This is a genomic window from Nocardioides fonticola, from assembly GCF_039536805.1.
GTDB classification, from domain to species: domain Bacteria; phylum Actinomycetota; class Actinomycetes; order Propionibacteriales; family Nocardioidaceae; genus Nocardioides; species Nocardioides fonticola.
This window is the reverse complement of sequence record NZ_BAAAZH010000036.1, coordinates 89,168-108,772: the sequence shown is the minus strand read 5'-3', so window position 1 is coordinate 108,772 and position 19,605 is coordinate 89,168. Positions and strand designations below refer to the sequence as shown.

Genomic DNA, 19,605 nt, shown 5'->3' with positions numbered 1-19,605 from the left:
GCTCAGAGCTCGATCCAGTAGCGGCGCTTGACGCCGCGCACGTCCTCGAGCACCCCGCCGTTGCGCTCGATGGTGCGGTAGGAGCCGATGTTGTCGTCGTCGCAGGTCACGAGCACCCTGTCGAGGCCGAGGGCGCGGGCCTCGTCGAGCGCGAGGCCGAGCGCGCGGGCGGCGTGCCCCTCGCGCCGCCGGGAGGGCCGCACCGAGTAGCCGATGTTCCCGCCCTGGTCGAGCAGGAAGTCGTTGAGCTCGTGGCGCAGCGCGAGGTAGCCGACGAACTCCTCGTCCTCGACGATCCAGAAGTAGGAGCTGCGCACGAAGCCCTCCTGCTCGGGGGTGTGCACGGCGGCCAGGATCGGCGCGAGAAGCCGCTCCAACGCCTCGATCGAGAGGTCGGAGGTGTCCATGGTCCACAGACCGGAGCCAGCCATGCCGGCCGGGACGCCGAACTCGCGGACGGCGGTCGCCCAGGAGGCGTGGAAGCGCAGGTCGGGACGGACGAGGGTGGTGGTCGCCGAGATCATGCGCGCCATCCCATCAGGGCCGACCGTCCGGGACCAAGCGGGTTTCCATCGCCGCAGAACTGGAACGTGTTCTAGGCTCCGCTCGTGGCCGGATACGCGCGCGAGGACCTCACGCCCGAGCAGATCGTCGAGCAGCGGGAGCTCTACCTCCCCTTCACCCAGGCGATCCGCGACCTCGTCGACGCCGGCATCCGCACCACCGTGTCACCCGAGGAGATCCGAGCGGCGCAGGCCGAGATCGAGGCCATCACGGCACGGCTGCGCAGCAGCCAGATCGAGGGCGCCTACGGCGTCCGCTTCGACGCCTCGGGCAACGGACGCGCGTGGGGCAACAGCGTGATCGGGGTGCGCAACGCGATCGCTCCCCCGCTGGTGGTCGAGCACGACCCGAGCGGCCGCACGTGGTCGGACTTCCACCTGGGCGCGGCCTACGAAGGGCCGCCGACGCTGGTGCACGGCGGCGTCTCGGCGCTCATCCTCGACCAGATGCTCGGCCACGCGGCCGGCGCCGGCGGCAAGCCCGGCATGACGGCCACCCTCACCCTCACCTACCGGCGCGGCACGCCGCTGGGCGACCTGCGGGCCGAGGCCTGGATCGAGCGCTCGGAGGGCATCAAGACGTGGGCGAAGGGCCACATCCTCGGCCCGGACGGCGTGTGCGTGGAGGCCGAGGGCCTGTTCGTGCTGCCGAAGTGGGCACGCCCCGGGGTGGCGGCCCGGCAGGCCGCCCACCCCGAGGCGCGTCCGTCGTTCTTCGAGTGAGCGGCGGGCTCCCGACTCAGCGCGGCACCCGGACGACCCGCGAGACCACCCGCAGGGTCCGGTAGCCCGGCTCCCGCACCACCACGACCGCGCGGAGCCGCCGGCCGACGTCCTCCGGTCGCACCCGGAGCAGGTGCCGCCGGTCGGCGCCGTCGATGCGGTGCCACCCCGCCCCCGGTCGCTGCACCTGCCATCGGACGACGACGGCGTCCGGGCGCGGCGTCCACCGCCGGCCCGTGAGGACGCCAGCCGGGATGCGCAGGGTGCGACCGACGGCCGGGTGACCGCGCAGCCGGAACCGATGCGGGCCCGCCAGGGTCCCACGCGCGATGCGTGCGGTCTGCGCCGCCACCGTGCCCGCCCCATAACCGGGCGCGGTGGCCACCGCCGTCACCCGGACCAGACGGCCCCGGTCGCCGGCGGTCGGTCGGAAGGTGCGGCCGGTCGCCGGGGCCGCCGTCCAGATCCGGCCGTCGCGGGAGGTCTCCCAGCGCAGCTCGACCTCGGTCGCCGGCGGCAGCCAGGTCTCCGGCGTCGCCCCGATCGCCCGCAGCGTGCGGCCGACGACCGGGCGACCGGCGATCCGCAGTGCGGGAGGGGTGGCTGCCCAGGCGCCGAGCACCACGTCAGCGGTCGCCTCCGCGATCGTCGGCGTGTCGAGATATCCCGTCCGGGCGCCGGTCACGACCGCCCGGAGGCGCCCGCCGAGGTCTCCGGTTCGCACGACGTAGGTGGTCGCCGACACCGCGGGGTCGGGATCGCGACGCTGGGCGGGCGGGGTGATCGTGCTCCAGTCGCCGTCCCCGAAGCGGATCTGCCAGACGATGTCGACGCGGTCCGCGGCGGGCGTCCACCCTTCAGCCGCCGCGCCCACGACGGTGAGCACCGCCCCGACCTGGGGGACGCCGTCGAGCTCGACGGCCGGCGCCGTGAGCCCCACCGGGGACGGCGGGTCGACCGGCGGGTCGACGGGTGGCGTGACCGGCGGGTCGACCGGCGGGACGACGATCGGGGCCGGCACCGGCCCGACGGCGTCGGAGACCACCCGCGTGAGGGCCCGGTCGGGCGCGGTGGCGGTCACCCGCACCCGCAATCGTCGTCCGACATCGCCTGCGCCGACGGTGTAGCCGGCACTGTCGGCACCGGCGGTGTCGATGTCGCTCCAGGTGCCGTCCGTGGCCTCCCGCTGCCACTGGTAGGTCAATGCGGACGGTGTCGGCGTCCAGGCCGCGGACGACGCACCGACAGCCGTCACGGTCCGTCCGACCTCCGGGGTGCCCTCGACCGCGACCGAGGGGACGATCTCGAACGGGGTCTCGACCGTGAAGCCGACGTCGCCCTCGAGGGACGGCGTCGTCGGGATGTTCACGTAGCCGTCGGCGGAGACTGCCCGGAGCACCACCACGGTCGAGCCGATGTCGGCGGCCGTGAGGGTGTAGCGGCAGTCGGGGGCGGCGCCCCCGTAGATCCACGTGTCGCTCCCGGGCGCGCGGCGCACGACCCGGCAGTAGCTGGTCTCCCCCGGCACGCTGAGGGTCGCGTCCTGCTCGTTGACGATCTCGTCGCCCGGCGTCGCGGCTGGCGCGGCGTCGTGGTCGACGAGGGTGAGGGTGTCGTCGGTCAGCGCCGTGAAGGGCAGGCGGATCGGCGTGGTCGTCCGCCACGAGACCGTGCGGTAGCCGGGCACCGCGATCGAGAGGGTCGCGCGCAGGAGCGCTCCGACCCGATCGGGCACCTCGCTGATCACGTACGGACTCGCAGTCGGCAGGGGCTCCCAGGTGCCGCTCCCGGCCGCGGTCTCGATCTCGAGCGTCCGCTCCACGACCGCGTCGGGGGGAAGAGCCGCGGTGACCGGGGAGGAGATCGTGATCGACTGACCGAGGACGGCCGGCCCTCCGAACTCCGGACTCAGGTCCGGCAGGCTCAACTCACCCAGCTGCACCGGCCCTGCGGTCGCCGACGTCGACGCGTCGGCATGGCCGGCCGCCGACGCGGTGACGGTGAGGCGCACCGTGCCGGCCAGGTCTGCCGCCACCGGCGTGTAGTTCGCGCCCGTGCCGACCGGGGTCCATGCGCTCGAGCCCGAGCGCTGCACCTCCCAGCGGTAGGCGAGTCCGCCGGCGGTGGGGGTCCAGGCGGCCGGCGAGGTCGCAGCGCCGGACGCCGTCAGCGGGACGCCGACCCGCGGCGTGCCGTCGATCCCGATGGTCGGCGCGGTGGCGAACCGCGCAGGGTCGACGGTCAGGGTGAGGGTGGCGGTGACGGCGGGCCCCACCCCGTTGTCGGCGGTGACGGTGAGGGGGTAGCTGCCCACGGCGCCGAGCCCCGGCGTTCCGGACAGCACGCCCGACCCGTCGGTCCCCGCGGTGAAGGAGACGCCGACCGGCAGGTCGCCGCTCACGGTCACCGCCGGTGTCGGGCCTCCCTGGGTCGTCACCAGGAACGCGCCGGGAGCCCCGACGACGAAGGTGGCGGCACCACCGGAGGTGACGGTCGGCGCGGTGCCGGCCGATACCGTCACCGTCGGGCTCGCCACCGCACCACCCTGGTAGCCGGAGCGGACCGGGATCGCGACGTACCGCACCTGGTCGCCGGGAGCGAAGGTCCGCGGGTCGAGGTAGAGCGTCGGGCCTGTGGCGCCGTCGATCACGCCGAAGCTGTCGCCGACCTTGCGCAGTTCCCAGCGCGTGGTGACCGACGTGGCGTCCGGCTCCCAGGCGTCGGCGCCGGGAGCGGTGACGTTCAGCGTCGTCCCCTGCCGGCCGATCCCGGTCATCGTCACCTGCGGTGTGGTGCTGAAGGTGCCGGAGTTCACGAGCACCTCGGTCGAGGTGAGGACGCGATCGGTGTAGCCCTGCTTCGTCGCCGTGGCGACGGCACGCAGGCGCTGCGCCCACTGGGACGCCGACGGCGTGAAGGTGGCGCCGGTCCCGACCGTGGTCCAGGTCGTGGAGAAGGCCGAGGGCCTGGTCTCCCACCGGATGGCGACCGCGTCGGGCACGGCCTGGCCCCAGGAGCCCACCGTGGCCGTGGCCGGGAGATCGACCTGCACGAGGTTCGAGGGACCGGTCGTCGAGACGGTGAGGGAGGGATACGTCAGCTCGCCGGGTGCGACCTGGACGGCCGGCGAGTCCACCACCGCGGGGGCCCAGCCCTCCTTCGTCGCGGTCACCCGCACCCGGAGGAACGCGCCCGCGAGCGACCCGGGCACGGTCAGGGTGCGATCGGTCGCTGCGGGCACGTCGGTGAAGGGGCCGTCGGACGTCGACGCCGACTGCCACTGGTAGGCGAGGGTCGGGTTGGTCGGGTTCCACACGCTGCCGACGCTGGCTCCGACGCCCTGCCCGACCCGCGGCGCGGGGTTGAGGCTCACCTCGGGAACGGTGAGGAACGTCGGGGCGTAGACGGCGGAGAGGAAGACGGTGCGTTCGGTGGACGACGCGGTGCCGAAGGCGCTGAGGTCGGTGTCGCGGGTGACCCGCGTTCCGCTCCCCCCGTCGAACCACCCGACGAAGGCCTTGCCGTCGGGCGGAACGGGTGTGGGCAACGTGGCGTTGGCGAAGCCCGCCGATCGGGCCTCCGCCGCCTGGACCGCCGCGAACGAGGGGCCGAAGATCGGCCTGCCGACGTAGGCGTCGGCCGGGTCGGTCAGCGTGCCTTCCCCCGCGTTGAAGTAGACGCTGTAGACGTTGCCGACATAGCTGAACCCCGAGAAGGGCCGCTTGGGCGTGGAGATGACACCCCCGTCCGTCACCGTCACCACGGCGCTCGGGAAGCCGGCCGAGAACAGCTCGGCATCGGTCAGGATCGCCCCACCGTCGGTCACGGTGACGGTGCCACCGCTGAGCGTGGTGGCGAGCAGCCCGCCCGAGTGCAGTTCGAGGAGGCCGCCGTCGGTGACCAGGATCGAGGCGGCTTGGTTGAAGTACTGGTAGATCGCCGATCCATCCGGATCCGAGGCGACGAGGACGCCCGCACCCTCGACGACGAGCGAGGTCCCGGCACCGAGGGTGATCTGGCCGCTCGTGACCCGCCCCGAGGTCACCCGGATCCCGCCGCCGAGCACGGCGATCCTGCCCAGGTCGAAGACTCCGTCTCCCCCGGTCGAACTGTCCTGCACGGTCACCTGGTGGGCCACCGGCCACGGCGAGGTACCGGCGGCCGCCGTCAGTCGGTGCCCCTCGAGATCGAGGGTCAGCTCGCACGGCGGGTCGCTGGGCGTCGGCACCGTGAGGTCGGCGGCCAGGATCAGCGTGATCGGGCCGGCGCAGTCCGCCAGCGCCGAACCGAACTCCTCGGCGGTGGTGACGGTCCGGACGACGGGCGGCGGGTCGGCGTCCGCCCCGCGCGCGGGGGAGGTTCCGAGGACGCCCATGACCAGGGCGCCGATCAGGCTCAGCGGGAGGACGGCGGCGCGGGGTCGCCGAGGCGGGCGCGACCCGCGCCGGGGGGAGGGAGGCATGGGGAGGCTTTCGGTCAGGGGTACCGAGAATCCCCTCGATCCTCAGCAGACGCGGCGTCAGCAGCATCGGTGAGGCTCACTGATGTTCGGCGGACTCCCCGTGGTCGGGCGTGAGCACGTCGGTGCGCGAGCCGACGCCGAGCTTCGCGAGCACGCGGGCGACGTGGGTCTCGACGGTCCGGCGACTGAGCACCAGGTGCTCGGCGATCCGCGGGTTCGACCATCCGTCGGCGACCAGGCGGGCGACCCGCTCCTCGGCCGGGCTGAGCGCCGCCCAGCCGGTGCCGCTGCGCCGTCGTCCGCCGCGGCTGCCGATGACCACTCCTTCGCGGCGCAGCGTCGAGCGGAGATCCTGAGCGGCCCACCGGGCGTCGAGGGCGAGCCAGCGGGAGAGCGCCTCGTGCGCAGCCTCGCGGGCCGCGTCCCGGTCGCCGAGTCGGGCCGACCAGACGGCGGTCGAGGACCACACGCGCGCCGCCTCGTACCGACGCGGCGTGGCCGACAGGGCATGGGCGGCGGCGTGCATCCGCTCGACGTCCCGCTCGGCGAGGGCGGCGACGACGTCGGCCACCGCCCGCAGGCTCGCGATCGCCGGCTCCCGGTCGGCCTGGTGCGCCAGGGCCGCAGCCACCTCCTGCACCATCGCCGACTCGTCGGCCTCCGCCGCGAGGTGCGCCAGGGTCGTGCCGATCAGCCGCTGGCCGAGGAGTCGGCCGCTCGTCGTCACGGCCCGCCAGTGCGTGTGGAGCCGGTCGAGCCCGGCTGCCGGGTCGCCGGCCGCGGCCGCCAGACCCGCATGGGCCAGCGCCCACTGGTGGTCGCGGTAGGGCTCGGGGACGACGTCGTCCTCGAGCCACTCCCGCGCCGCCGCCGGACCGTCCTGGGCGAGGGCCAGGGTCGCGCGGAAGCTGCGGGTGAAGCCGAAGGGGGTGATGCCGCGGCGCACGGCGATGCGCCGGTAGTCCTCGAAGGCCGGAACGGCGCCGTCCCACCGCCCCGCGCCCAGGGCAGCGTAGGCGGCGGCGGCTCCGATGCGCACCTGTCCGACCTCCGAGCCGAGCGTCTCGAAGAGGCGGCGCCCGGCGGCGGCCAGGTCGATCGCCTCGTCCATCCGGTCCAGGTCGGCGAGGGTGAGCACCCGCACGCTGTGCGGCTGCGCCTCCCACGCCTCGGCCGACCGGGCGACCTCGGCGGCGGCAAGGGCCTGCCCCGCCTCGCGATCGGCCGCGGTCGGATTCCCCCGCTCGGCCAGCACCTGCGCGAGGACGGCGCGGGCCCGCACCTCGGTGACGGGATCGCCGGCCGCGGCCGCATCGAGCAGCACCGCCGACGCGAGCCCGGCGGCGTCATCCAGGTCGCCGGCCTGCAGCGCCGCGAGCGCCAACTGCGCGCGGGCCACCCGCGCCCGCGGGCCCGGCGGGGCGGCCCGGACGACGTCGGCGAGGGTGTCGCGGGCGGCCGCCCACCTGCCTTGGAAGATGCGGGACTGCACCAGCCGGCCGACCAGCTCGGGGCGGACGTCGACCGGGGCATCGCGTAGCACGTCGAGACACTGCCGCTCGGCGTCCTCGACCCGGCCGCTGCCGACCAGGCAGGCCACCAGCCCGGCCTGCGCCTCCCAGTGGATCTCGTGCTCGGGGCCGATGAGCTCGACGGCGCGCTGCCAGAGCGGGAGCGCGGCGGCGGAGGAGGCCGCCATCGCGCGGCGGGCAGCGGCGACCAGCAGGTCGACGGCCGCACGGTCACCGGGCCGGGCGCCACGCATCACGTGGGGCGCGATGAGCTCGGGCGGTGCGCCGTCGGCCTCCATCGACCGGGCGAGTTCGCGGTGATGGGCCCAGCGCAGCGGCTCGGGGACGTCCTCGTAGACGGCCTCGTGGAGCAGGGCGTGGGCGAAGGTGAGCCGCGGCCCGTCGACCCGCACGACGCCGGCGTCCAGGAGCTCGCGGGCGATGCGGTCCAGCGCGAGGGGGCTCAGCCGGGTCAGTCGACGCAGGTCGTCGAGGTACAGGTCCGGGCCGAGCACGGCGGCGAGGCCGAGGGCCTCGCGCGCCGGACCCGACAGCCTCGAGAGGCGGTCGAGGACGACGCGGTGCAGCGAGCCGGCGGCGCGGTGGCCGGCCTCCGGGGAGGCCGTGAGAGCGCGGCCCAGCTCGACGAGGTAGAAGGGATGGCCTCCCGCGCGGGCGGCGAGCGCCGGCCAGTCCGGGTGCGCCGGCCACCCCGTGACGTCGGCGAGCACCTGCAGTGCCGACTCCTCCGTCAGCGGCGCGAGCCGGACGACGTCGCCGCGACCGGCCAGCTCCGCGAGCGTGCGCTCGACCTCGGCGCGCCTCGGTGCGGGGCGCGTCGTGACGATCAGGCCGGGAGGTCGAGCGTCGGGGGCGAGCAGGAGCCGCTCGATCACGAGCAGCGAGCCCGGATCGGCCCAGTGCAGGTCCTCCACCACGACGAGCGAGGGGCGACCCTCGTGTTCCAGACGGGCCGCGATCGCCTCCGCGCGCAGCGAACCGCCGTCGTCGGAGGAGGCTTGCCCCCGGGGTGGCGCCGTCGGCGGCGGCGTGCCGGCAGCCTCGGCGAAGAGCCGGAACGGGCTGGCGGTGCCTCGCTCCTGCGCCCGCAGGCGCAGGACCTCCGGCTCGGAGGGGACGGCGTCGGCGAGGGCGGCGTCGAGGAGAGCCGTCTTGCCCATCCCGGCCTCGCCCTCCACGACGAGGACGACGGGCAGCCCGGCGCGCGCGGCGGCGACGACGTCCTGCACTCGGCGCAGGTCGTCGTCGCGCCCGCGCAGGGGTGTGACCGTCGACACAGCCCCGAGGCTAACCGCCGTCCCTCGACGGCGAGCCGATCAGACCCGGTCGGCGACCTTGACGCCGCGCTGACCGGAGTCGGTCAGGCGGGTCTCCTCGGCGGCGATGGCCTCCAGCTCGGCGCGGCGCTCCTCGGCCTTGGCGTCGTACTCGCCGGGCGCGGAGACCAGGTCGACGGCGCCGCGCTCGAGGCGGGCCAGGGCCGAGCGGCCGAAGATCTGCTGCTCGGTGGCGGTGCGCTCGGAGCGACCGCGACCCAGGAACGAGACCAGCCAGTGCAGCACCGCGGTGACGCGGTTCTTGAAGCCGGTGATGTAGACGAGGTGCACGGCCAGCCACATCAGCCAGGCGGTGAAGCCGGTGATGCGGATCTTGCCGATCATGGCCACCGCGCGGAAGCGGCTGATGGTGGCCATCGAGCCCTTGTCGAAGTACTTGAAGGGGCCCTGCGAGGGCTTGCCCTTGAGGCGGTGGTCGATCTCCTTGGCGGCGTACTTCGCGCCCTGGATGGCCACCTGGGCGACGCCAGGGAGGTTGTCGAGGGCGATCATGTCGCCGACGACGAACACCTCGGGGTGGCCGGGCAGGGTGAGGTCGGGGTTGACGCCGATGCGACCGGCGCGGTCCAGCGGGGCACCGGTCTGCTCGGCGAGGGTCGCACCAAGCGGGCTGGCCTGCACGCCGGCGGCCCAGATCTTGGTGACCGACTCGATGCGCTCGACGCGGCCGTCCTTGAACTTCATGGTCAGGCCGCGCTCGTCGACGTCGGTGACCATCGCGCCGAGCACGACCTCGACGCCGAGCTTCTCCAGCTCCTTCTTGGTGGTGGCGCCGAGCTTGGCGCCGAAGGGCGGGAGCACCTGCGGGGCGGCGTCCACGAGGACGACGCGCGCGGTGCGGGTGTTGATGGAGCGGAAGTCGCGACGCAGGGTGCGGTGCGCGAGCTCGGCGATCTGGCCGGCCATCTCCACACCGGTGGGGCCGGCGCCGACGACGACGAAGGTGAGCAGGTGGTCGACGTTCTCGCCGCGGTTGGCGCCGAGCTCGGCCATCTCGAAGGCGCCGAAGATGCGGCCGCGCAGCTCGAGGGCGTCGTCGATGTTCTTCATGCCGGGCGCGAACTCGGCGAAGTGGTCGTTGCCGAAGTAGGACTGGCCGGCGCCGGCGGCGACGATGAGGGAGTCGTAGGAGGTGACGGTCTCGCGGCCGAGCACGTGCGAGGTGACGGTCTGGGCCTCGAGGTCGATGGCGGTGACCTCGCCGAGCAGCACCTGGGCGTTGGCCTGGCGGGAGAGGATCTCGCGGGTCGGCGGCGCGATCTCGCCCTCGGAGAGGATGCCGGTGGCTACCTGGTAGAGCAGCGGCTGGAAGAGGTGGTGGGTCGTCTTGGCGATCATGGTCACCTCGACGTCGGCCTTGCGCAGCTGCTTGGTGCCGAAGAGGCCGCCGAAGCCCGAGCCGATGACGACCACCCGGTGCTTGCCGGGCGCACCGCGACCCTTCGAGCGGGTCGTGGGCGAGGTCGCGGGTGTGGTCATCGTTGCTCCACCTTCCTGAGGCTTCCTGGGGCTTCCTGCGGTGGCCGTGAGGCCTGGATCGGATTCCGGGTGGGCCGGCGAACGGCGTACCGCCATTGTCGACCCTGCGCTACACCAGGGCATAACGCCCCGAACACCGGGGGTCATGCCCGTCAGATACGTCACACTCCCCCACCGGTCTGAACCAGTGGCGTGGAATAGAAAATCTTCAACCAGTCGGGTTTGTCGCCGACGTCTTCGGGGAAGGGAGGTCCAGAATCGGTCACGCGGGTGCGCCCGCGCCCGGTTCCACGCACCACCTCACCACCCCACTGCCGCACTCCGGTCGTTCTCACCCGACCGTCCCACCCTCCCGAACTCCCACCTCACCTCGAACCTGTCCCTATCCGCTCTCTCGGCCCGATCGATGGAGACCGCCCGTGCCGCTCAACCGGCCAGCACTGACGCTGGGCCCGGGGCCTCGTGGTGTGCAGGACGCCCGGCGATGGGTCGTCGACACCTGCCAGGCGATCGGTCGTGACGACCTGATCGACTGCGCCGAGCTCGGGGTCTCCGAGCTGGTCACCAACGCGCTGCTGCACGCTCGTCCGCCGATCACGGTGCGGGTGCGTGGCACCGCGCAGTACCCCCGGGTCGAGGTGCGCGACGGGTCGGTCGAGCCGCCGCGGATGCCCGACCCGATCGGCGAGGACGACGACCTCCTCCTCACCTTCGGGCGAGGCCTCAACATCGTCGCCCGCTGCTCGGATGCCTGGGGCGCCGACATCGACGAGGAGGGCAAGGTCGTCTGGTTCGTGCCCGCGGCCACGATCAGCGACGAGGACGGCGCCGAGGGCCACTTCACGGGCCTCGACAGCGGCGAGGTGGCGCCCATCGACGACCCGGTGACGGTGCGGCTGCTCGGCGTCCCGACGATCGCCTACCAGGGGTTCGTGCACCACTTCGCCGAGCTGCGCCGCGAGGTGCGGCTGCTCGTGCTCTCGACGCGCTCGGTCTACCCGGTCGCCGAAGACCTCGCGCAGACCTTCGACGACCTCCAGCGCGACATCCGCGCCACCGCCCACCACCGCCTCGTCGCCGACGCCTACGCCGCGGGTCACGACACCGTCGATCTCGAGATCGTCGTCCCGCGCCGGGCCGGCCGCTCCCTGGCGCGCTTCCTCGAGCTGCTCGATCTCGCCGACGACTTCTGCCGCCAGCAGCGGCTGCTCTCCCTGGCCCGCTCCCCCGAGCAGCGGGCGTTCCAGGAGTGGTACCTCGGGGAGGCCGTCCGCCAGATCGACGGCGGCGAGCCGCAGCCGTTCGACGGACCGGTGCCCGCGCACGCCGAGAGCCGTCCGAGCTCCGCCTCCTGATGACCGCGGGACTCCCCGGCCGGCTCGCCCTCGTCGCGCTCGGCGGTGCCGTGGGCGCCGTGCTGCGCTGGTGGCTGACGAGCACCTGGGACGACGCCGCCGGCACCTTCCCCTGGACCACCTTCGCCATCAACGTCTCCGGCAGCCTGCTGCTCGCACTCCTGCCGGCGTGGGCCGCCGCCCGCCGTCACGAGCGGCTGACCCTGTTGCTCGGGCCGGGGGTGCTCGGCGGCTACACGACCTTCTCGGCGGCCTCCGAGCAGACCCGGGCACTGCTCGACGGCGGCCATGTCGCGCTGGGCGGGCTCTACCTCGTCGGCACGCTCGCCGCATGCCTGGCGGCGGTGGCGCTCGGACGCCGCGCGGTCGCCGTCCTGGCTGCTACGGCGGCGTCCCGGGAGGCGTCGTGACGCCCGTGCTCGTCGCCCTCGGGGCGGCCGTCGGGGCGCCGCTGCGGTGGTGGGTCGGGCAGCGCCTCGACCGGCCGGCGCTGCCGTGGGGCACGTTCGCGGTCAACGTGGCGGGCTCGTTCGTGCTGGGCCTGCTGGCGGGGCTCGCCGTCGAGGGGCACGCCCTGGCGCTGCTCGGCACGGGCTTCTGCGGCGGGCTGACGACGTACTCCTCCTTCGCCGTGCAGACCGCGACCCTCGGGCGCGAGGACGCCGGCGCGGGTGCGCGGTACGCCGTCCTGACCGTGGTGGCCGGGTTGGCGGCGTGCTGGGTGGGGTTCGTGCTCGGCGCCTGAGTTCTGTGGCTTCGCCGCTCACGCCCAGCCGAGCTCGTGGAGCCGGTCGTCGTCGATGCCGAAGTGGTGGGCGACCTCGTGCACGACGGTGATGCGCACTTCCTCGACCAACTCCTCCTCGCTCTCGCACATCTGGAGCAGCGGGCGGCGGAAGATGAGGATGCGGTCGGGCAGCTCGAAGGGGGCGTCGCCGCTGCGCTCGGTGAGCGCGACGCCGTCGTAGAGGCCGAGCAGGTCGTCGGGCTCCTCGGGCGGCGGCACCTCCTCCACGAGCACCACCACGTTCTGCACCAGGCGGGCCAGCTCGGGCGGGATCGCGTCGAGGGCGTCGTCGACGAGGGCGTCGAAGCGGGCGGCGTCCATCTCCAGCGGCACGGCTCGATCATGCCCGAGAAGCAAGAAGAGGCCCGGATCGATGATCCGGACCTCTTCACTCTGCGACCCCGACGGGACTCGAACCCGCGGCCTCCGCCGTGACAGGGCGGCGCGCTAACCAACTGCGCTACGGGGCCAAACGCGTGGGAACCATATCCCAGGATCCGCCCGGCGCCCAATTCGCCGGGTCACCCGGCGCAGACCGAGGAGTCCTGGAGCTGCGGACGCCGCAGGTCGGCGCCGCTCACCCGCACCTCGAGGTCGTCGCCGGCGGCGCGGACGTCGTCGAGGACGACGCCGGGCGGGAGGTCGACCGGCCAGGTGCGGGAGGCGAGATCGAGCACCTGCTGCTCCAGGCCGGGCGGCAGCGCGGAGGTGTCGATGCCGGCGACGCTGAGCCGGTCGGCGGTGACCGCGACGGCGCCGTCGACGGCGTCCAGGCGGGCGGTGAGGCTGACGGGGACGTCGACCAGCACGACCGGCACGGTGAGGTCGACCTGCACACGGTCGTCGCCGAGGCCGGTGAGGCGCAGGTCGGTGTCGGCGGCGAACGGCTCCTGGCCGCGCACGTAGCGGGCGACCTCGCTCCACGCGATGCGCACCTCGCCGTCGAGGCTGCCCACCTGCTCGCCGCGCACGTCGACGTCGTCCAGGTGCAGGTCGAGGTCGGAGACGACGCCCGCGGCCTCGACCCGGTCGCCGCCGACGTCGACGGCACCGAAGCGTCCGCGCAGCAGCTGCCAGGCGGCCGGCGTCCCGGTGGGCAGGGAGCTGACGTGGACGCCGAGGCCCGGGCATCCGGACTCGCGCCCGGCGTACCAGCCGGCCGCCGTCCCGAGGGCGCGGTCGGTGAGGACCAGCAGCAGGAGGACGCCGACGACGAGCAGCGCTCGACGTCGCGGGCTGCGGTCGGCCGGCGTGGTCACGACGCCGTCAGCCCTCGTAGGAGACCTCGGGGGTCCAGTCGGCGTCCTCGCGCCAGGTGGCGGCGTAGATGGCGGCGGCGACCTTGTCGGGGGTGAAGGCGCCTTCGCTGCCCAGCGCACCGCGCACCGTGACGCTGACCGCGCGGATGCCGGACGGCGTGAGCGTGGTGTCGAGGCCCAGCACGAGGTTGCGCAGCCCGGCCTTCTGGACGCCGAGCGTGGCGGCGCGGTGCCAGGGCTGGTCGGCGGCCATCGAGCCGGTGGCCGAGACCCGCGCGCCCGGACCCATCGAGCCGACGACGGCCTGCACCGCGGTCAGCAGACCCCCGACGCCGATCGCGACGTCGGCGAGCAGGTCGGCGACGCTCAGCTCGAGTGCGTCGGCCTCGCGGAAGACACTCGGGTTGAAGTGCAGGAGGCCGACCTCCTCGGCCCGCTCGGCCAGCGAGCGCAGCTTGTCGTCGGTGTCGGCGACGTCGGCCAGGTCGCCGATCTCGTGGTCGACCGCCGCACCGCGCTCGCGCAGATCGTCGGCGAGCGCCCCCACGGCGTCCGGGTGGCTGCCGAAGAGGGCGAGGTTCCACCCGGCGTCCGCGTAGAGGCGGGCGAGCGAGCCGCTGACACCCGGCCCGGCCCCGACGATGACGGCAGTGCGACGACTCATGTGCGACCCCGTTCTCGCGCCCCGCGGCGGGCGGCGCGTCGACCTGGCACCCCCAACCGGATTCGAACCGGCGCTACCGCCGTGAAAGGGCGGGGTCCTGGGCCGCTAGACGATGGGGGCCAGCGCCTCGCGGCGCGCGCCCAGCATAGGTGTGCCGCGCGGACGGCGGCAAAGCAGGTCGATTCGGACGCCCCCGCCCCCCTGTTGTAAGGTGCACTCGCTCGGGCAGGTAGCTCAGTTGGTACGAGCGATCGCCTGAAAAGTGATAGGTCGGCGGTTCGACCCCGCCCCTGCCCACGAGCAAGCAGGGCTTCCACCTGCGACCTCAGAAGGCCCCCGCTTCGGCGGGGGCCTTCTTCTTTGGGGGTGGGTCGCATGTCTGGAGATTCCCGAATGGTGGCGGCGAGCGCCTCGACAACCAAGCCGCCTTCTCAGGGCGGTCCTGCTCTGCGCGAGACGCCAGTTGGTCGCGGCCCGGCTGCGACCAACTTCCCGACGACGGCCGCGGGCCCTTCGTCTCTCCGACGCGACTCTCCTAGTTCCGGTTGAGACCGAATTGCCTGCTCAGGAGCGCCCGCTTGTAGTGGGCCTCCGCCTGATCCACATCAGCGCTCGGGACGCTCGGCCCGAAGACGCGGAGGATCGAGAACTGGAAGTGACGTGCGTGGTCGGGGTCGAGCCCGGCCAGTTGCCGGAGGGCGATGTTCCCGCCGTGGCCGTCGCGGGCGTACTGCGCCCAACGTCCGAGGATGCGCTCGCTGCCGTCTGCCTTCCCGACGTACAACTGCCCAGACTCGGTGTCGGCGATGAGGTAGATCCCCTGTATTGATCCGAGCGCGGTGCGCCACGCGGCGTAGCGCGAGTCCTCCATGACGTCGCGGAGTTCTCCGTGACTGATCAGGACGCGGTCGAAGCCTGGGAACGGCACAGCCTCGGGGTCGGCGATCTCCACGACCGGGAAGCTCGCAGCCGATGCCGCCGACTTCGCCCAGTTGACCGCATCTCCGGACCACTCGATGACAAGGCGATCCATCAACGCCTCCAAGAGCGACGAGGGGCGGAGATCGAAGCGCCTCATCGTGTCAGTCCGCTCAGCTCCGAGCTCACCATGGTTCTCGTAGGCAGCGAGAAGGCGAGAGCGTCGGCCGCCGTCGGCGATGAACACCAGCCACAGGCGAGGCGGGGTCTTTCCCAGCTTGTTGCCGATGGTCTGCCACTGCGTGTAGGCGAGCACGCCCTCAGCCGTGAGGTCGGCGGCCGATTCGAGCCCACCGGCTGTGAAGGTGTGGCGGATGACCACGAGCTCGTCCTGATCGACGCCGCTCAGGTCGAGGATGCCCCCGAGGGTCAGATGACCCGCGAAGGCGGCCGGATCAGACGCCGACATAGCGTCGGCATTCGGCGTCCGCGTCCCGCGCCTCAGCTGAGTCGTCACCGATGACATCGACCCAGGTCGTACGCGTGCTCCAGGGCTGCGGCTCGCTCGCCCAGTAGGAGATCGAGCTGTTGTAGGACCACCGGCCGGTGCCGCGGCCGTCGTGGTAGGCGATCTCGCCGAGACGGGAGAGACCGCCGAGGACACCGGCGATATAGGACGAGCAGGTGTACTTCGCCGAGGCGATCGCGGTGTGGCCCCACTTCTCGACCATGATCGCGAACTCCTCGGGGTGGGCGTCGGCGTACGCGCGCTCGACGAGGCCGTACTCGAACCATCCGTCGCCGAGGCCGGCTAGGACGACGGGCAGATCCTGCGGCAGACCGAGTTCCTCGGCCAGGCCACTGAAGCCCGACGAGTTCGAGCCTTCCGCTGCGACCGGGTCGTGCAGCCAGGAGAACGGCCCCGGCGCGGGGTGGCCGTTTGTGCGATCGCAGGTGAAGGCGAGGACGCCGTCCCCGGTCGGCGTCCCGGCCAGGTCCTCATCGGTGTGGAAGGGGCACACGAGGCGGGTCGGCATGGAGGGATTGTTGCCGCCGACCTCGCGATCGGGGAAGGTCGGCCCATCAGTCACGATGACCGGCTGCAACATGTTGCATCCGGTCTCGTCGAGGAGGGACGGTCCTTGCGCATCGGCACCTGGAACCTGGCCGGACGACATGGCGACGCCCATCGAAGTCTGATCGATCAGATGCGATGCGACGTCCTGCTGCTGACCGAGGTCTCGGACCGTCTGGATCTCTCCGGGTGGCACGTCGCCAGCACGACGGAGCCGATGGCTCCGCGCCGCCGGTGGTCGGCGATCGCGTCACGGGAGCCGATCGCCGAGGTCAACCAGCCGCATCCCGCGTCGGTCGCCGGAGTGATCGACGGCGTCCGCTTCTGCTCCTCGATCCTTCCCTGGCGCGGCTGCACGCCGCGCGACTTCTGGGTCGGCGAGAAGCTCATCGACAAGCAGATCCATGCGGCCAGCGCCATCGCAGCAATGCGGCCGCAGGTCTGGGGCGGTGACTGGAATCAGAGCTTCACCGGCCCTGAGACCGCCGGCACGATCGCCGGACGACGATGGCTCTCGGAGGCGATCGACAGACTCCACCTGCAGCTCCCGACGGCCGACCTTCCGCATCGGATCGAAGGGATCAGCTCGATCGATCACATAGCGGTGCCGCGGGCGTGGAGCATCGTCGCAGCCGAGCGGGTGGTCGCGGAACTCGAGGGGCGGCGGCTCTCCGACCACGACGTCTACGTCGTCGCCTGTCAGCCCAGCAAGAGCAGCCCCTGACGATGATCAGGCTTATTGGGTCATCGGCGCCGACCGAGGCCTGGGGAGCCACCTCGCAAGAAGCGAGTCGGAACGACCATCGTTCGGCCGAACAGAGCGACTTCCTTCATCGCCTGCCGCTCGGCCGGGCTCGGCGCGCGAGCTGATTCTCGGCTGTCCGGATCGACTGGAAGATTTGCGGAAGGTGGGGGCGGCTCCGCCCATGCACGTCGCGGCTTCTTCGATCGCTTCCCCTCGTTGACCGCTTTCGGTGTCGTCGAAACTTCGGCGGAACATGTAACAAGTGCCTCGAATGATCCGATGGCACGCGCGCGGCCCACAGCTCTGTCGCAGTCGTGGCAGTGGGCGACTCCGCCAGACTGCACGAAGCTGGGCACCGCCCCCGCGCGAATCGCAGCACCACACATGGCGCTTGTCAGACTGCGATCTTGAGCTCGGTGCTGAGTCCCGTCCTGGGTCACCCAGACGCGGTATCGGACGTAGGGATCGGCGGCCCCTGGATCGCGGCTTTGATCTTCGTCGAGTTCCGACCAATCCCAATCGACAAGAGCGTCACAAATAGGACAGATACCATACGCTTCTGGCCATTCTGCGCCCGCCCATGCGACGAGTACATCCAGATCCTCTCGACCACATGCCGACATCCACGAATCCACCGAACGAGAGATCCAGAGATGCGCATCGTCATCAATCGCGTAAACGCCCTGGGCCTCCACGAGGTCAATGGGTTCATCGTCGCGATCGACAGGCCGGGACCAGCACCCGGGGCAGGGATCATAAGCCGCCGGTACATGGCTGCCTACCCAATCCACCAAGATTTCTGAATACTCGTATTCACATCTGCTGACGAACGCCACGGAATCTACCCGGATATGCGTCAGGCCCTCTGCAACGAAATACTCCATCGGACAAGTCTCCTGACTAATTTGACGGTCACCCGCGCTTCGGCGAGCGAGTCGTGTAGCTGTAAGGGGCGACGAACGCTCTCAGACGGCGATCTCGTCGCTGCACCGCGGGCACAACTGGTCGCGCCAGAAGTTCCGGCTGGCGTCGAACTCCAGACTGCACAGCTCGCAGGAAGTGAGGACCACCGGCCCGGGCTCCGCCGGTGATCGGCACTCCTCGATGACGCGCGCTGCCAGCCGAGGAAGGCTGTGGCCGAGTCCGACGTACAGCGTGCCGAGATCGATCTCGCGGTCGTCCGGGCTCACGGCGCGCCCGCGGACGTCGAGCACGACGTCGATCCCGCGACCGCGGACGAGCCAGTAGTCCTGGGGACCGGCGTGGCGGGCTGCCAGCTCTCGGGCGATCCGCGGATGATCCTCCAGCCACTCCGCCGGCCCGCCGTCGATGGAGGAGCCGATGCCGCAGGGACGGATCTCCAGAGGGCGCGACATCACCGCCATCGCGGCGAAGTCGGCGATCAGTCGATACGCCAGGATCCGAGGAGTGCTGGACAGCGCGGTCTGCGGCGACGGAAGGCTCGCCGTGCTCTCTATCCTCCGAATGATCTCGAGCGGATCGGCGGCAGACAGATAGTCGTCCCAGTGCGCGACCGGAACACCGACGGGGAGAGGGCCGCCCCGACTGTCCTTGTGCACCTGGATCGACCCGACCCTGTTCAGGTACACCAGCAGCCCGGCGTCCGATCGGATGGCGAGGCAGTCGTACTGGCCGCCGCCTGGATGCTCGCGTCCGATGACCAGATCGCGGTGGCGGCGCACGAGCGTGACGGCGAGGCGCCAGGACGCGGCCTCGATCACCGACGGATGAAACTCCATGGTCGCGACGCTAGTCCGAACCTCCGAGGGAATCGGCCGAGGCGACGGCGGCGAGGAAGTCGGCGAGGGTGAACCAGTTCTTGTTCGGCGGTTCGCCGGCGCGCACCTCGTAGCGACGGGCGCGCCAGCCGCCGCTCGCAAGATCTTCGAGGAACGCCTTGCCGTGTCGTCCGCCCGTGCGCCCGACAGCGCCGATCGCGACCTCGCCGGAGCTGACGGCTTCGAGGATCTCCGAGCCGGTGAGCAGCCGGTCTTTGTTCTTCCCGAACGAGATGGCAGCCGAGGCGAGGGAGCCGTACGAGTCGAGCGCGGAGGCAAGCACGTTCGCCCAGTAGGGGACGCCGACCTGCTGGAACTCGGCGAGCACGGCTTCCCACGTCACCACGGGATGCGCCGACTGCGCCGACTTCTTCGCCAGCTCGGCGGGCAGAAGCAGCACGTGCCGCACGCGCTCAGCGGAGAGCTCCAGCTTCTCGACCCACAGCCCGATGACAGCAGCCTGGCGATCCATCTGCGCCGTGAGATCGGCAGCCGACGGTGTGTGGAACATCTTCGCCTCGACCGCGAGCAGCCAGTCGGCGCCGGCGATGACGACGTCGGGGGTGTCGGCCTGCAGCCCGCTCCCCCAGCGTGCGACGTCTTCGGGTGTGAAGACGGACTCGGCGAAGCCGTACTCGGTGACCACCAACACCTGGTGGCGTCCGTCGGGTCGGCGATCGACCTCGACGGGGAGCCCGCAGAGGGCGAGGAAGCGATCGAGGTGGGCGAAGTCGTCACCGCACACGAGTCCTGGCAGTACCGTCCCGGTGTAGTAGCGCTCCTTGCGGTTGAGCGGCAGGCCGCTCAACCAGGACCGGGCTCCGGCGTCGAGGTGGGATGGCTCCATACCGCGGAGGCTAGGCGGAGGCTCCGACAGCGCGGAAGCAGTCCGGCCTCCATTCCCTCG

At 72.3% G+C, this 19,605-nt stretch carries 16 protein-coding genes and 3 tRNA genes; 6 read left to right on the top strand and 13 right to left on the bottom strand.

The window, feature by feature from the left end; genetic code table 11:
* Positions 1–2: 2 nt before the first annotated feature.
* A complete protein-coding gene (locus tag ABD671_RS21555; RefSeq protein WP_344735574.1) occupies positions 3–524 on the bottom strand; it encodes a GNAT family N-acetyltransferase in 522 nt (173 codons plus the stop codon).
* Between the two features lie 84 nt (positions 525–608).
* Here ABD671_RS21555 and ABD671_RS21550 point away from each other — a divergent pair, with 84 nt between their 5' ends.
* Positions 609–1,286 (top strand): PaaI family thioesterase, encoded by a 678-nt coding sequence (locus ABD671_RS21550; protein WP_344735573.1) that lies wholly within the window; start codon positions 609–611, stop codon positions 1,284–1,286.
* Between the two features lie 16 nt (positions 1,287–1,302).
* On the opposite strand, the gene ABD671_RS21545 is transcribed toward ABD671_RS21550, so the two are convergent.
* The 3 genes from ABD671_RS21545 to ABD671_RS21535 form a co-directional block, all read right to left on the bottom strand.
* A complete protein-coding gene (locus tag ABD671_RS21545; protein ID WP_344735572.1) occupies positions 1,303–5,748 on the bottom strand; it encodes a putative Ig domain-containing protein in 4,446 nt (1,481 codons plus the stop codon).
* A 76-nt stretch (positions 5,749–5,824) separates the two neighbouring features.
* On the bottom strand, positions 5,825–8,557 hold the full coding sequence (locus tag ABD671_RS21540) for an ATP-binding protein (protein WP_344735571.1): 2,733 nt from the start codon (positions 8,555–8,557) through the stop codon (positions 5,825–5,827).
* 39 nt (positions 8,558–8,596) lie between these two features.
* On the bottom strand, positions 8,597–10,096 hold the full coding sequence (locus ABD671_RS21535; protein ID WP_344735570.1) for an NAD(P)/FAD-dependent oxidoreductase: 1,500 nt from the start codon (positions 10,094–10,096) through the stop codon (positions 8,597–8,599).
* A 419-nt stretch (positions 10,097–10,515) separates the two neighbouring features.
* Between ABD671_RS21535 and ABD671_RS21530 the strand changes: the two genes are divergently transcribed.
* The 3 genes from ABD671_RS21530 to ABD671_RS21520 are packed head-to-tail and all read left to right on the top strand — an operon-like array spanning position 10,516 to position 12,196.
* Positions 10,516–11,451, top strand: coding sequence for an ATP-binding protein (locus tag ABD671_RS21530; RefSeq protein ID WP_344735569.1), 936 nt, complete (start codon positions 10,516–10,518; stop codon positions 11,449–11,451).
* Positions 11,451–11,861, top strand: coding sequence for a FluC/FEX family fluoride channel (locus ABD671_RS21525; protein ID WP_344735568.1), 411 nt, complete (start codon positions 11,451–11,453; stop codon positions 11,859–11,861). The genes ABD671_RS21530 and ABD671_RS21525 overlap by 1 nt, the downstream gene beginning before the upstream one ends.
* A complete protein-coding gene (locus tag ABD671_RS21520) occupies positions 11,858–12,196 on the top strand; it encodes a fluoride efflux transporter FluC (protein WP_344735567.1) in 339 nt (112 codons plus the stop codon). The genes ABD671_RS21525 and ABD671_RS21520 overlap by 4 nt, the downstream gene beginning before the upstream one ends.
* An 18-nt stretch (positions 12,197–12,214) precedes the next feature.
* On the opposite strand, the gene ABD671_RS21515 is transcribed toward ABD671_RS21520, so the two are convergent.
* The 5 genes from ABD671_RS21515 to ABD671_RS21495 all read right to left on the bottom strand — a co-directional run bounded on the left by ABD671_RS21515 (position 12,215) and on the right by ABD671_RS21495 (position 14,281).
* Positions 12,215–12,571 (bottom strand): metallopeptidase family protein, encoded by a 357-nt coding sequence (locus ABD671_RS21515; RefSeq protein ID WP_344735565.1) that lies wholly within the window; start codon positions 12,569–12,571, stop codon positions 12,215–12,217.
* Between the two features lie 63 nt (positions 12,572–12,634).
* Positions 12,635–12,708, bottom strand: a tRNA-Asp gene (locus ABD671_RS21510).
* A 51-nt stretch (positions 12,709–12,759) separates the two neighbouring features.
* Positions 12,760–13,497, bottom strand: a complete 738-nt coding sequence (locus ABD671_RS21505; protein ID WP_344735564.1) for an LmeA family phospholipid-binding protein — start codon at positions 13,495–13,497, stop codon at positions 12,760–12,762.
* A gap of 7 nt (positions 13,498–13,504) precedes the next feature.
* The gene (locus tag ABD671_RS21500) at positions 13,505–14,161 is read right to left on the bottom strand and encodes an SDR family NAD(P)-dependent oxidoreductase (RefSeq protein ID WP_344735563.1); all 657 of its coding nucleotides are present in this window, start codon (positions 14,159–14,161) and stop codon (positions 13,505–13,507) included.
* 44 nt (positions 14,162–14,205) lie between these two features.
* Positions 14,206–14,281: transfer RNA gene (locus ABD671_RS21495), tRNA-Glu, on the bottom strand.
* 103 nt (positions 14,282–14,384) lie between these two features.
* Between ABD671_RS21495 and ABD671_RS21490 the strand changes: the two genes are divergently transcribed.
* Positions 14,385–14,458: transfer RNA gene (locus ABD671_RS21490), tRNA-Phe, on the top strand.
* Between the two features lie 238 nt (positions 14,459–14,696).
* Here ABD671_RS21490 and ABD671_RS21485 read toward each other — a convergent pair.
* Together ABD671_RS21485 and ABD671_RS21480 are read right to left on the bottom strand one after the other, a co-directional pair.
* Positions 14,697–15,596: a GIY-YIG nuclease family protein gene (locus ABD671_RS21485; protein ID WP_344735562.1), complete on the bottom strand. Its 900-nt coding sequence runs from the start codon at positions 15,594–15,596 to the stop codon at positions 14,697–14,699.
* The gene (locus ABD671_RS21480) at positions 15,535–16,116 is read right to left on the bottom strand and encodes a hypothetical protein (protein WP_344735561.1); all 582 of its coding nucleotides are present in this window, start codon (positions 16,114–16,116) and stop codon (positions 15,535–15,537) included. The genes ABD671_RS21485 and ABD671_RS21480 overlap by 62 nt, the downstream gene beginning before the upstream one ends.
* A gap of 105 nt (positions 16,117–16,221) precedes the next feature.
* Here ABD671_RS21480 and ABD671_RS21475 point away from each other — a divergent pair, with 105 nt between their 5' ends.
* Entirely contained in the window at positions 16,222–16,878 is a 657-nt protein-coding gene (locus ABD671_RS21475) for an endonuclease/exonuclease/phosphatase family protein (protein ID WP_344735560.1), read from the top strand.
* A 986-nt stretch (positions 16,879–17,864) separates the two neighbouring features.
* Here the strand turns inward: ABD671_RS21475 and ABD671_RS21470 are convergent.
* Both ABD671_RS21470 and ABD671_RS21465 read right to left on the bottom strand, forming a co-directional pair.
* A complete protein-coding gene (locus tag ABD671_RS21470) occupies positions 17,865–18,641 on the bottom strand; it encodes a TY-Chap2 family putative peptide chaperone (protein WP_344735559.1) in 777 nt (258 codons plus the stop codon).
* Positions 18,642–18,669: 28 nt separating this feature from the next.
* Complete coding sequence (locus ABD671_RS21465) at positions 18,670–19,545, bottom strand: hypothetical protein (protein ID WP_344735558.1); 876 nt, start codon at positions 19,543–19,545, stop codon at positions 18,670–18,672.
* Between the last annotated feature and the right edge of the window lie 60 nt (positions 19,546–19,605).

What these genes read in the sequence shown, in the direction of transcription:
- ABD671_RS21555 (WP_344735574.1), bottom strand. Translation starts at nt 524, where the DNA reads ATGATCTCGGCGACCACCACCCTCGTCCGTCCCGACCTGCGCTTCCAC.
- ABD671_RS21545 (WP_344735572.1), bottom strand. Translation starts at nt 5,748, where the DNA reads ATGCCTCCCTCCCCCCGGCGCGGGTCGCGCCCGCCTCGGCGACCCCGC.
- ABD671_RS21535 (WP_344735570.1), bottom strand. Translation starts at nt 10,096, where the DNA reads ATGACCACACCCGCGACCTCGCCCACGACCCGCTCGAAGGGTCGCGGT.
- ABD671_RS21525 (WP_344735568.1), top strand. Translation starts at nt 11,451, where the DNA reads ATGACCGCGGGACTCCCCGGCCGGCTCGCCCTCGTCGCGCTCGGCGGT.
- ABD671_RS21500 (WP_344735563.1), bottom strand. Translation starts at nt 14,161, where the DNA reads ATGAGTCGTCGCACTGCCGTCATCGTCGGGGCCGGGCCGGGTGTCAGC.
- ABD671_RS21480 (WP_344735561.1), bottom strand. Translation starts at nt 16,116, where the DNA reads ATGCCGACCCGCCTCGTGTGCCCCTTCCACACCGATGAGGACCTGGCC.
- ABD671_RS21465 (WP_344735558.1), bottom strand. Translation starts at nt 19,545, where the DNA reads ATGGAGCCATCCCACCTCGACGCCGGAGCCCGGTCCTGGTTGAGCGGC.